Source organism: Streptomyces sp. NPDC060049 (assembly GCF_042736715.1).
In the GTDB taxonomy this organism is placed as follows: Bacteria; Actinomycetota; Actinomycetes; order Streptomycetales; family Streptomycetaceae; genus Streptomyces.
The window spans coordinates 75,907-87,790 of the sequence record NZ_JBHWVV010000003.1; the positions used below are offsets into that span (position 1 = coordinate 75,907).

Sequence of the window (11,884 nt, forward strand, 5' to 3'; positions counted from 1 at the left end):
AGGCGGGGCTGGAGGTGGGGGCCGGGCCCCGGGCCCCCGGTCGGGTTTGCTCGGGCGGCCGTTAGCATCCGGGGATGAGCGAGTTGATCATCGGGGTGCCCGACGCCGAGTGGGCGGAGTGGGCAGATTTGGCCGATGCCGTCGGGCAGAGCGTCGAGGAGGCCGCGCTGGGCGCAGTGCGGGCCTGGGTGCGGGCGGAGCGGGAGCGGGCCGAAGGCGAGGCCGCGCGGCTGGCCGGGCGGCACGCCGCGCTGCTCAGGAGGCTCGGGGAATGACCAGGCACCTCACCCTCGCCGAGGTCCTCGACCTCGCGCGGTACGCCTGCCTCGCCCAGGACCAGCCCGTCGAGCTGCGCGCCCCCGAACTGCTGGAGTCGGCGGTGCACCGGCCCAGGGCCCGGATGTTCGGGACGCCGGCGTACGAGGACACGTACGAGCAGGCGGCCGCGCTGCTGCACGGGATCGCCACCAACCACCCCCTCGTCGACGGGAACAAGCGCACCGCGTGGCTCGCCGCAGCGACCTTCCTCGCCCTCAACGGCGTCGACCTCGGCGAGGTCGACCAGGACGCGGCGTACGGCCTGGTCATCGATGTGGCGGCCGGCGAAGAGCAGGACGTCGCGCGGATCGCCGAGCGGCTGCGCGTCCTGGCGCGACGGATGTGACGCTCGCCGCACGCGCCGAGGTCACGGGCCTGTCCCTCCCCGAGGGGTGGGCCCGGGCCGGTAGGGTGGCCCGGTTGTCCTACGTACGACTGCCCGCACCGCTGCCCGTCAAGACCCGCACCGCTGCACGTACCAGATACGCCGCCGAGAGCCCGAACCGGAGACCGTGACTACTACCGCCTCCCACCACCTCTCACCCGCCTTCCCCGGCCGCGCGCCCTGGGGTACCGCCAGCGCCCTGCGAGCCTGGCAGCAGGGTGCGCTGGACCGGTACTTGGAGAAACAGCCGCGCGACTTCCTCGCCGTCGCGACCCCCGGCGCCGGAAAGACCACCTTCGCGCTGACGCTCGCGTCATGGCTGCTGCACCACCACGTGGTGCAGCAGATCACCGTCGTCGCGCCGACCGAGCACCTGAAGAAGCAGTGGGCGGAGGCCGCCGCGCGGATAGGGATCCGGCTGGACCCCGACTACTCCGCCGGTCCGCTGAGCAAGGACTACCACGGCGTCGCGGTCACGTACGCGGGTGTGGGCGTGCGGCCGATGCTGCACCGCAACCGGTGCGAGCAGCGCAAGACCCTGGTCATCCTCGACGAGATCCACCACGCCGGTGACTCGAAGTCCTGGGGCGAGGCGTGCCTGGAGGCCTTCGACCCGGCGACGCGGCGCCTCGCCCTGACCGGAACGCCCTTCCGGTCCGACACGAACCCGATCCCCTTCGTGACGTACGAGGAGGGCAACGACGGGATCCGGCGCTCCTCCGCCGACTACACCTACGGCTACGGGAACGCGCTCGGCGACGGCGTCGTCCGTCCCGTGATCTTCCTTTCCTACAGCGGGAACATGCGCTGGCGCACCAAGGCGGGCGACGAGATCGCCGCCCGCCTCGGCGAGCCGATGACCAAGGACGCCATCTCGCAGGCGTGGCGTACGGCGCTGGACGCGCGCGGCGACTGGATGCCGAACGTGCTGCGCGCCGCCGACCAGCGGCTGACGGAGGTCAGGAAGGGCATCCCGGACGCGGGCGGGCTCGTCATCGCCGCCGACCAGGACTCGGCGCGCGCCTACGCCAAGCTGATCCGCGAGATCACGGGGACGAAGGCGACCGTCGTGCTGTCCGACGACACGGGGGCGTCGAAGCGGATCGACGAGTTCGCCGCGAGCAACGACCGCTGGATGGTCGCCGTCCGCATGGTGTCCGAGGGCGTCGACGTACCGAGGCTCGCGGTGGGCGTGTACGCCACCACCATCTCGACCCCGCTGTTCTTCGCGCAGGCCGTCGGGCGTTTCGTGCGTTCGCGCAGGCGCGGCGAGACGGCGTCGGTGTTCCTGCCGACCATCCCCTACCTCCTGGGCTTCGCCAACGAGATGGAGGTCGAGCGCGACCACGTGCTCGACAAGCCGAAGAAGCAGGGCGAGGAAGACCCGTACGCCGAGTCCGAGAAGGAGATGGACGAGGCGAACCGGCAGGAGGACGAGGACACCGGCGACGAGGAGCAGATGTCCTTCGAGGCGCTGGAGTCCGACGCCGTCTTCGACCGGGTGCTCTACGACGGCGCCGAATTCGGCATGCAGGCCCACCCGGGCAGCGAGGAGGAGCAGGACTACCTCGGCATCCCGGGACTGCTGGAGCCGGATCAGGTGCAGATGCTGCTCCAGAAGCGCCAGTCGCGCCAGATCGCGCACAGCCGGCGCAAGCCGGACGCCGAGGCGGACCTGCTGGAGCTGCCGGCCGACCGGCGCCCGGTGGTCTCGCACAAGGAGTTGCTGGAGCTGCGCAAGTCGCTGAACACGATGGTCGGCGCGTACGTCCACCAGAGCGGCAAACCGCACGGGGTGCTCCACACGGAGCTGCGCCGGGTCTGCGGCGGTCCGCCGAGCGCGGAGGCGACGGCGGGACAGCTGCGGGAGCGGATCAAGAAGGTCCAGGAGTGGGCCACGCGGATGCGGTGAGCCCTTCGTCCAGCCTGTCGAACGGGGCCCGTGCGGAGGATCGCACGGGCCCCGTCGGGTCCCGGGAGGCGTCCGTGGCGTCGTCCGCCGGGGCCGTGTCCGGGACGACGACCGCCGGGTTGTACTGGGCCAGGGCCGGAGCTTTCGGTTTGTTTTTGAACTTGATCAGCGTAGGCGGCCCGTACGGGGGCTCCGGGCGGGCCCCGGGTGCGGGAGGTCACGAATTGACACCGACGGCGATCAGGAACCGGCACAAACAGGTAGCACGCGCCCGGATTCTGGACGAGCCCTTCCGCTGAGCGAACCTGCTCGCTACTGTCCCCGCATCGAACGCCCCGTGGCAGCGCCGCCGCGGGAGCGCAGCCGGTGCCATGGCCGCTACCGGCGGCCTCTCCGTGCGTCGCCGAGGGACCGGCGGCGCGCTTCCCCGAGAGTCACCGCCGCCCACCGAAAGAGGGAGAGGCGTCGTGACCGCGGAAACCTCCCAGACTCTCGACAGGGGACTCCGAGTCCTCAAACTGCTCGCCGACACCGACCACGGTCTGACCGTCACCGAGCTCTCCACCCGCCTCGGTGTGAACCGCACCGTCGTCTACCGGCTCCTCGCCACCCTCGAACAGCACGCCCTGGTCCGCCGTGACCTCGGCGGCCGGGCCCGCGTCGGGCTCGGCGTGCTGCGCCTGGGCCGCCAGGTGCACCCGCTGGTGCGCGAGGCGGCGCTGCCCGCGCTGCGCTCCCTCGCCGAGGACATAGGCGCCACCGCGCACTTGACCCTCGTGGACGGCACCGAAGCGCTCGCCGTGGCCGTCGTGGAGCCGACCTGGACCGACTACCACGTGGCCTACCGGGCCGGTTTCCGCCACCCGCTCGACCGGGGGGCCGCGGGCCGGGCCATCCTGGCCGCCCGTCAGGGCACGCTCATCGAGCCGGGGTACACGCTCACCCACGGGGAGCTCGAAGCGGGTGCCAGTGGCGCCGCCGCGCCGCTGGTGGGGATCACCGGGCTGGAGGGCAGCGTCGGCGTCGTCATGCTGTCCGACGCCGTGCCCGAGCGGGTCGGCCCGCGCGTGGTGGACGCCGCCCGTGAGGTGGCCGACGCCCTGCGCTGAGCCGCCGCGCCACGGGGCTCGGCGCGGCCACCCGGGCCACCCGGGCGGCCCCCGGCCACGGGGCCGCGTAGCCGCCGGGCCGCCGGCTTCCGGAGCACGTGCAGGATCGGGCCGCGTCCCCCCGGGGGGCGCGGCCCGACCCCTTGCCGGGCGGCCGCGCTAGATTGACCGGGTGCTCTCTCGCCTCACACGCCTGCCGCGTCCCGCCGCCCTCGCCGTCTGCGCCGTGCCCGTCCTCGCGCTGTTCGCCGTCGCGGCGGCGGCGCCGCTGCCCTTCGTGATCGCGCAGCCGGGCCTCACCGCCGACGTGCTCGGCTCCCGCGACGGCAAGCCGGTCATCACGGTCACGGGGGCGCCCACCCGCCAGACCACGGGCCAGTTGCGGATGACCACCATCCAGGCCACCGGCCCCTCCACCTCCGTCACCCTCCCCGAACTGGTCGGCGACTGGTTCGACACCAGCCGAGCGGTCCTGCCCCGCGAGGCCGTGTACTCCTCGGGAGGAAGCGACGAGGAGATCGAGGAGCACAACCTGGAGGAGATGACCAAGTCGCAGTCGACGGCCGCCGAGGCCGCGCTCGGCTTCCTCCACAAGAACCCCGAGGACGTGAAGGTCCAGCTGAACCTCGCCGACGTCGGCGGCCCCAGTGCCGGGCTGCTCTTCTCCCTCGGCATCGTCGACAAGCTCGACGGGAACGGCAGCGGCGGCGATCTCACCGGCGGCCGCACCATCGCCGGTACGGGCACGATCAGCGGCGACGGCAAGGTCGGCGCGGTCGGCGGGGTGGCCCTGAAGACCCAGGCCGCGCGGCGCGACGGCGCGAGCGTGTTCCTCGTACCGGCCGCGGAGTGCTCGGACGCGGGGTCCGAACTGCCCCAGGGGCTTCAGCTGGTTCCCGTCACCTCGCTGACGGATGCGGTGAACGCGCTGCGGGCTCTGCAGAAGGGCGAACCGGTTCCGTCCTGCTGATCCGGGGTGCCGACAGTCCGCGCCAGGCCGGGAACAGCAGTGGCGTGAGCGTGACGAGGAAGTACACCCCGCCGAACACCAGCAGCGCCCGTGTCACCCCGAACCCGTCGACGAGCAGCCCGGCGGCCAGCCCGCCCAGCGGCATCGTCAGCTCGCAGCCGGCCGTGGTCACGCCCATGACCCGGCTGCGCAGCCCGTCGGGCACCTTCTCGAGCATCACCGTGGTGAGGATCGGGTTGAGCACGCCCGCGCCCAGCCCGGACAGCGCCATCGTCACCGCGAGCGGCAGCGGGGTGTCGGTGAGGGCGGCGACCGCGTAGCGGGGGGCTCCGCACAGCAGGAAGGCCGCGGCGAAGACGGCCCTGCGGGGCAACCGCTCGCCCCACGCTCCGTAGAGCAGGGCTCCGAGCAGCGCGGACCCGCCGAAGAGGGCGATCATCAGTCCCAGCGCGGCGGCCCCGCCCAAGGCCTCGCTGCCGTGCACGGGCAGCAGGACCGAGGACCAGCCCTGGTCCAGGCCGTTGGTCATCATCACCATCAGGGTGATGCCGAGCAGCAGCCGCGAGCGGATCAGGAACGCCCAGCCCTCGGCGAATTCGGCCCGGTAGCCGGCCAGTGACACCTTCTCGGCGGCGCGCTGCGGCTCGGCGGCCGGTATGCCCCGCAGGAACGCGGCGACCAGCAGCGCGGAGGCGCCGAAGGTCGCCGCGTCGAGCAGCAGGACGGACTCGGCGCCGACCGTGGCGATCAGTACGCCGGCCAGCGCGGCCCCGATCATGCGGGCTCCGCGCGAGACGGCGTCGTAGAGGCTGGCGGCGCGGGTGACGGTGGTGCCGGCGTGCTCGGCGAGGTGGGGGAGCAGGACGTAGCGCGCGGTGAGTCCGGGGGTGTGCACGAGGCCGCCGACGGCCATCAGCGCGCACAGCATCCAGAATTCCAGCAGCCCGGCGTAGTGCAGGAGCGGGATCGCGGCGACGGACAGGCCGCAGATGAGGTCGGAGGCGGCGGAGACCCGGCGGCGGCCGATCCGGTCGATGACCGGGCCGCCGATCAGTGCGGCGACGGCCACGGGCAGCGTCGCGCAGAAGGCGACGATCCCGGCCCGTCCGGCGCTGCCCGTGGTCTGCAGGACGAACCACGGGACGCCGATGAGGGTGAGCGAACTTCCCGCTATCGAGATGGTGTTGGCGATCAGGACGGCGGTGAAGGGGCGCAGGCTCATGCGATCCCGCCGTGCGGGCGGGTGATGCGGGCGTGCAGGTGGGCGGGCTGGATCAGGCGGATGCCGGCGGCGATCAGGGCCTCGCCGAGCCGGTTGCGCAGCGCCGGGGCGGGGGCGGGGCGGTACGGGGCCGCGCCCCGGGCGCGGCGCCAGGCGGCGGCCTCGGCGACGCGGGTGGCATGGATTTCGGCATGGCTGAAGACGTGCACGGCATGACTCCTTGTGCGGAGGAGGGTGCGGGTGACGGAAGGAGGAGGGTTACTTGCCGCGGCGGGGGAAGGCGTGCGTGTGGAAACGGACCGTCTCCGTGCCTTCCGAGGGCGGCAGATCGCGGTAGCTGTTGACCAAGTCGTGCATCTTGAGGATCAGTTCGTGGCTCTGTTCCGCGGTCAGCTGCAAGGAGAAGTCGCTGAGGTCGGATGCCCGGCGCCATTCCTTCGGCCAGTTCTCCGCGTCGCCCAGCCAGGTGGCCAGCTCCTGCCCGTGGATCTTCACGATCTCGGTCAGGAAGACGTCCGCGGCGCCACGGGTGGCCGGGTCGGGGTCGTAGATCAGCGCCTCGTCGAAGGCCGTGCCGTCCTGGCAGGGGCGCCACCAGCGTTCGCGGCCCTTGCCGTGTTCGGGGGCGTCCTCGACGAAGCCGTACGCGGCGAGCTGGCGCAGGTGGTAGCTGGTGGCCCCGCTGGACTCCCCGAGCTCCGCCGCCAGTTGCGAGGCGGTGGCGGGCCCGCGCAGGCGCAGGGTGCCCAGGATGCGCATGCGCAGGGGGTGGGCGAGGCCGCGCAGCGAATGGGCGTCGAGCGTGCGGATCTTCGGCTCGGAGGGCTGCGGCGACTCGGCGTTCTTCTCGGGCATGCGTCGACAGTAGAGTTGCAAAGAAGTCTATGCAAGGGTTTCTTTGCAACGTCTCCTTTGGAACTCGCCCGGTCGGCTCGCGCAGGAAGGGCCACTCGCGGCAGGAGGGTTCAGTCGTCCTCGGCCGCCTGCTCGACCAGCGGGATGATCCGCAGGGGAACGGGATTCTCCATGACGATCGCGGTCGAGGCCCGGACGATCCCGTCGAACGCCACCACCCGGTCGATCACCCGTTGCAGGTCCGCGTTGGAGCGCGCCACGAGCCGGCACAGCATGTCCCCGTGCCCGGTCGTGGTGTGCAGCTCCAAGACCTCCGGCACCCCGTCCAAGTGCGCCCGTACGTCGGCCCCCTGCCCCTGTTTGATCTCCAGCGTGGCGAAGGCGGTCACCGGGTACCCCAGGGCGGCCGGATCCACCTGCGGACCGAACCCGCGGATGACCCCGTTCGACTGGAGCCGGTCGAGCCGGGCCTGCGCGGTGCCGCGGGCCACGCCGAGCCGGCGCGAGACCTCCAGGACCCCTATCCGCGGCTCGCGGGCCAGAAGGACGATGAGCCGCCCGTCGAGTTCGTCGATTCCCATCGGTACCTCCGGGGTGGTCGGTCGGTGGTCATAGTGCACAGATATTCCAGCCATGGTGGGCTCTTGCTGGGCACTCTGTACAGCAGAAATGGAAACTGTTGCGCAGCTTGTGGAACGGCGGGACTCTGCGGTCATGACTGAGACCCAGCCGCTGGACACCGCCCCGCACACCGCCGCCAAAGCCGATCCCTTCCCCGTCAAGGGCATGGACGCGGTCGTCTTCGCCGTAGGCAACGCCAAGCAGGCCGCGCACTACTACTCGACGGCCTTCGGCATGAAGCTCGTCGCCTACCGCGGACCGGAGAACGGCACCCGCGAGACGGCCAGCTACGTGCTGACCAACGGCGCCGCGCGCTTCGTCCTCACCTCGGTCATCAAGGCGTCCACCGACCACGGCCGCTTCCTCGCGGAGCACGTCGCCGACCACGGCGACGGCGTCGTCGACCTCGCGATCGAGGTCCCGGACGTGCACGCCGCGTACGCGTACGCCGTCGAGCACGGCGCCCGCGGGCTGGACGAGCCGTACGAGCTCAAGGACGAGCACGGCACCGTACGCCTGGCGGCGATCGCCACCTACGGCCAGACCCGGCACACCCTGGTCGAGCGCGGCGACTACACCGGCCCCTACCTGCCCGGCTTCGTCTCCGTCGACCCGATGGTCGAGCCCCCGGCCAAGCGCACCTTCCAGGCCATCGACCACTGCGTGGGCAACGTCGAGCTCGGCCGGATGGACGAGTGGGTGGCCTTCTACAACAAGGTCATGGGCTTCACGAACATGAAGGAGTTCGTGGGCGACGACATCGCGACCGAGTACTCGGCGCTGATGTCGAAGGTGGTCGCGGACGGCACCCTGAAGGTGAAGTTCCCCATCAACGAGCCGGCCATCGCGAAGAAGAAGTCGCAGATCGACGAGTACCTGGAGTTCTACGGCGGCGCCGGCGTCCAGCACATCGCGCTCGCCACGAACGACATCGTGGCGACGGTCCGCTCGATGCGTGCCGCCGGCGTGGAGTTCCTGAACACCCCGGACTCCTACTACGACACGCTCGGCGAGTGGGCCGGCGAGACGCGGGTACCGGTCGAGATCCTGCGCGAGCTCAAGATCCTCGTCGACCGCGACGAGGACGGCTACCTGCTGCAGATCTTCACCAAGCCGGTGCAGGACCGCCCGACGGTCTTCTTCGAGATGATCGAGCGCCACGGCTCGATGGGCTTCGGCAAGGGCAACTTCAAGGCGCTGTTCGAGGCGATCGAGCGGGAGCAGGAGAAGCGCGGCAACCTGTAGGCCGCGGGCTCCGGGTCCCGGGCGCGGACACCGGGGGAGCGGGGGCCTCCGCGGCGCCGCCCCGGGGGCTCCTCCGGGACCCCGCGCCCCGGGCTCCCGGCTGCCGCGTGGAGCCACCCCCGGCCCGCGCGGCCGGGCGGCCGCGTCGCGTCAGCGGCCCGACGGGGACGGCTTCGGCTCGGGCGCGGACGCCGCCTTCGGCTTCGCCGCGGCCTTCGCCACCGCCTCGGCCACGGGCTTGGCCTTCGGGAGTTCCGGGGCCTCCCACGGGGTGGCCGGCTGCATGTTCTCCGGGCCGCCGGCCGGCGGCCGGCCGATCGACGCCAGCGCCTCCTTCGCCAGCGGCCCCCGCAGCGGGGAGAACCGCGGATTCGTCCGCAGCGCCTCCTCCAGGTGCCGCCGCGCCCCGGCCTCGTCGCCAAGGCCGCGCTCGATCATCGCCCGGTGGTAGGAGAACTCCGCGAGGCGCACCCCCTGCTCGGTGGCCTTCTTCGCGTGCTCCAGCGCCGCCGTGTCGTCGCCCGCCTGGTGCAGCGCCCATCCCAGCGCGTCCGCCACCTGCACGCTCTTGTGCCGGGCCCACTCCGCCGTCAGGCGCCGTACCGCCGCGCCCGCATCGCCGTGGTCCGCCTCGTACCGCCCGAGGACCAGCTCCTCGTTCACCCCGCTGCGGGCCGCCTGGGCCTCGAGCCCCTCGTACACCGCCTGCGCCTCGTCGCCGCGCTTCAGCGACTCCAACAGCTCGCCCAGCTCCAGCGCCAGACCCGCCGAGGGCGTCCGGCCCAGCGCCAGCCGGTAGTCCCGTACGGCCTCCCCGCCCCGCCCCAGCGCCGCCAGCACCCGCGCCCGGCCGCCCAGCGCCTGCGCCTGCGCCGGATCGGTCCGCAGCGCGGCCTCGTACTGGCGCAGCGCCTCACCCTCGTCACCGCGCTCCCACGCCAGCTCACCGAGCCGGAACTGCACGTACGCCTTCTCCGCCGGGGTCTTCGCCGCGCCGCCCGCGTGCTCCATGGACATGGCCGCGTCCTCGCGCCAGCCCCGGTCCCGGTACACCTGCGAGGCCCGGGCGAACGCCGCCAACCCGGGCCGCAGGTCCACCAGCCGCTCCATCGCCTTCTCGGCCGCCTTGTAGTCCCCGAGCCCGGTGTACGCGTCCACGAGCACCGGGTACGCAGTCCACCGCTTCGGCGCCTGCGCCCGTACGAGCTCGCCCCAGCGCTTGCCCGTCCCGAAGTCCCGCCGGGCGTTGGCCAGCGTGCCCATGCCCGTCATCGCGTCGAAGTTGCCCTTCTCGGCCGGGCGCAGTTGCAGCGACCGCTTCAGGGCCTTCTCCGCCTTCGGGTACCAGCCGGGATCGGCCGTGCGCCGCGCCTGTTCCAGGTACGCCGACCCGAGCACCGCCCAGGAGCCCTCGTCGTCCCCGTGCTCCGCGACCCACTTCTCCCGGTCCGCGACCAGCGCCGTAAGGTCCACCGCCGCGGCCGGCGCGCCCATCCCGACCGCCGCACGGGCCCGTTCGCTGGGCCCCGGCGGACGCGCGTCGTCGCCCGCACGGACCGGCCGGATCAGCAGCGCCCCGGCGATCAGGACCACCGCGACAGCCGCCGCCACGAGCGTCTTGCGGCCGGTGAAGGTCACGGGCGGGGCAGCCTGCCGCTGCCTTTCCTGAGAGAGGGTCGCCTCACGCATAGGGTCCATGGGGTCACTGTGCGTCAATATGAAGAGCTCACGGAGGTGTCCGCAGAAGGTGGCGGGCGTGTTCACACCGATGGCCCCGAATGCCACTCTGGCCTCATGGATGACGACGTTTCCACCACGCTCGACTCCCCGTCCCGCGAGGGGCTCCACGCCCTGCTCCGCGCGCGGCTCCTCGAAGGCCTCCCGCCCGAGGCCCTGCTCACCGACCCCCAGGTGACCGCCTCCTACGCCACCGACATGGCGAGCTTCTGCGCCGCAGGCACCCCGGCCGCCGTGACCCTGCCCCGCACCACCGAACAGGTCCAGCACGTCCTGCGCACCGCCCACGCCCTCCGCGTCCCCGTGGTCCCCCAGGGCGCCCGCACGGGCCTGTCGGGCGCGGCCAACGCCTCCGACGGCTGCGTCGTGCTGTCCCTCGTGAAGATGGACCGGATCCTGGAGATCGACACCGTCGACCGGATAGCCGTCGTCGAACCGGGCGTCGTCAACGCCGTCCTGTCCCGCGCCGTCGCCGAGCGCGGCCTGTGCTACCCGCCGGATCCCTCCAGCTGGGAGCAGTGCACCATCGGCGGGAACATCGGCACCGCGGCCGGCGGCCTGTGCTGCGTCAAGTACGGGGTCACCGCCGAATACGTACTCGGCCTCGACGTCGTCCTCGCCGACGGCAGGCTCCTGCGCACGGGCCGACGCACCGCCAAGGGCGTCGCGGGATACGACCTGACCCGCCTCTTCGTCGGCTCCGAGGGCAGCCTCGGCGTGGTCGTCCGGGCCGTCCTCGCGCTGCGCCCGGCCCCGCCCCGCCAACTCGCGCTCGCCGCCGAGTTCCCCTCGGCCGCGGCCGCCTGCGAAGCGGTCTGCGCCGTCATGGAGTCGGGCCTGACGCCCTCGCTCCTCGAACTGATGGACCGTACGACCGTCCGCGCCGTCAACGCGCTCGGCAGGATGGGCCTGCCCGAGACCACCGAGGCCCTGCTGCTCGTCGCCTTCGACACCCCGCACGCGCCGGCCGACCTGGCCGCCGCGGGATCGCTGTGCGCCGCCGCCGGGGCGAGCGCCGTCGTACCGGCCGAGGACGCGGCGGAGTCCGAACTGCTCCTGCAGGCCAGGCGGATGTCCCTGCCCGCGCTGGAGGCCCTGCGGCCCGCGACCATGATCGACGACGTGTGCGTACCGCGCTCGCGGCTCGCCGAGATGCTGGACGGGACCGCCGCCATCGCCCGCGCCCACGACCTGCTCATCGGGGTCTGCGCGCACGCCGGCGACGGCAACACGCACCCCATCGTCTGCTTCGACCCGGCCGACGAGGACGAGACCCGGCGGGCCCGCGCGTCCTTCGACGAGATCATGGCGCTGGGACTCGCGCTGGGCGGGACCATCACGGGAGAACACGGCGTCGGCGTCCTGAAGAAGGAGTGGCTCGCCCGCGAACTCGGCCCGGTGGGCCTGGAGATGCAGCGCGCCGTCAAGCACGCCTTCGACCCGGAGGGACTGCTCAACCCGGGCAAGCTGTTCTGAACCGCCCGGCGGCGCGGGGCCCCGCCCGCCGGAC

Annotated in this window: 12 protein-coding genes; 7 read left to right on the forward strand and 5 right to left on the reverse strand. The window is 72.7% G+C overall.

Annotated features, from left to right (window positions below; translation table 11 throughout):
- Positions 1-74 precede the first annotated feature (74 nt).
- From ACFWBY_RS05595 to ACFWBY_RS05615, 5 genes are all read left to right on the forward strand, one after another.
- Positions 75-275, forward strand: coding sequence for a hypothetical protein (locus ACFWBY_RS05595; protein ID WP_385345148.1), 201 nt, complete (start codon positions 75-77; stop codon positions 273-275).
- Positions 272-664 carry a type II toxin-antitoxin system death-on-curing family toxin gene (locus ACFWBY_RS05600; protein WP_385345145.1) on the forward strand — a complete coding sequence of 131 codons (393 nt, stop codon included), beginning with the start codon at positions 272-274 and terminating at the stop codon, positions 662-664. Before ACFWBY_RS05595 ends, ACFWBY_RS05600 begins: the two co-directional genes overlap by 4 nt.
- A gap of 166 nt (positions 665-830) precedes the next feature.
- Positions 831-2,615, forward strand: a complete 1,785-nt coding sequence (locus tag ACFWBY_RS05605; RefSeq protein ID WP_385345142.1) for a DEAD/DEAH box helicase — start codon at positions 831-833, stop codon at positions 2,613-2,615.
- 467 nt (positions 2,616-3,082) lie between these two features.
- Positions 3,083-3,724, forward strand: a complete 642-nt coding sequence (locus tag ACFWBY_RS05610; protein WP_385345139.1) for an IclR family transcriptional regulator — start codon at positions 3,083-3,085, stop codon at positions 3,722-3,724.
- 172 nt (positions 3,725-3,896) lie between these two features.
- Complete coding sequence (locus tag ACFWBY_RS05615) at positions 3,897-4,694, forward strand: S16 family serine protease (RefSeq protein ID WP_385343931.1); 798 nt, start codon at positions 3,897-3,899, stop codon at positions 4,692-4,694.
- Here the strand turns inward: ACFWBY_RS05615 and ACFWBY_RS05620 are convergent.
- From ACFWBY_RS05620 to ACFWBY_RS05635, 4 genes are all read right to left on the reverse strand, one after another.
- Positions 4,624-5,916 carry an MFS transporter gene (locus ACFWBY_RS05620; RefSeq protein WP_385343928.1) on the reverse strand — a complete coding sequence of 431 codons (1,293 nt, stop codon included), beginning with the start codon at positions 5,914-5,916 and terminating at the stop codon, positions 4,624-4,626. The genes ACFWBY_RS05615 and ACFWBY_RS05620 overlap by 71 nt on opposite strands.
- Complete coding sequence (locus tag ACFWBY_RS05625; RefSeq protein ID WP_385343925.1) at positions 5,913-6,125, reverse strand: hypothetical protein; 213 nt, start codon at positions 6,123-6,125, stop codon at positions 5,913-5,915. Before ACFWBY_RS05625 ends, ACFWBY_RS05620 begins: the two co-directional genes overlap by 4 nt.
- 49 nt (positions 6,126-6,174) lie before the next feature.
- Positions 6,175-6,771 carry an ArsR/SmtB family transcription factor gene (locus tag ACFWBY_RS05630; RefSeq protein WP_385343923.1) on the reverse strand — a complete coding sequence of 199 codons (597 nt, stop codon included), beginning with the start codon at positions 6,769-6,771 and terminating at the stop codon, positions 6,175-6,177.
- 110 nt (positions 6,772-6,881) lie between these two features.
- Positions 6,882-7,352 (reverse strand): Lrp/AsnC family transcriptional regulator, encoded by a 471-nt coding sequence (locus ACFWBY_RS05635; protein WP_112448141.1) that lies wholly within the window; start codon positions 7,350-7,352, stop codon positions 6,882-6,884.
- Positions 7,353-7,485: 133 nt separating this feature from the next.
- On the opposite strand from ACFWBY_RS05635, the gene hppD reads away from it, so the two are divergent.
- Positions 7,486-8,637 (forward strand): 4-hydroxyphenylpyruvate dioxygenase, encoded by a 1,152-nt coding sequence (hppD, locus tag ACFWBY_RS05640; RefSeq protein WP_385343920.1) that lies wholly within the window; start codon positions 7,486-7,488, stop codon positions 8,635-8,637.
- A 150-nt stretch (positions 8,638-8,787) separates the two neighbouring features.
- On the opposite strand, the gene ACFWBY_RS05645 is transcribed toward hppD, so the two are convergent.
- Positions 8,788-10,335, reverse strand: coding sequence for a hypothetical protein (locus tag ACFWBY_RS05645; protein WP_385343917.1), 1,548 nt, complete (start codon positions 10,333-10,335; stop codon positions 8,788-8,790).
- 96 nt (positions 10,336-10,431) lie between these two features.
- Between ACFWBY_RS05645 and ACFWBY_RS05650 the strand changes: the two genes are divergently transcribed.
- The gene (locus tag ACFWBY_RS05650) at positions 10,432-11,850 is read left to right on the forward strand and encodes an FAD-binding oxidoreductase (protein ID WP_385343914.1); all 1,419 of its coding nucleotides are present in this window, start codon (positions 10,432-10,434) and stop codon (positions 11,848-11,850) included.
- The last annotated feature ends 34 nt before the right edge of the window (positions 11,851-11,884 follow it).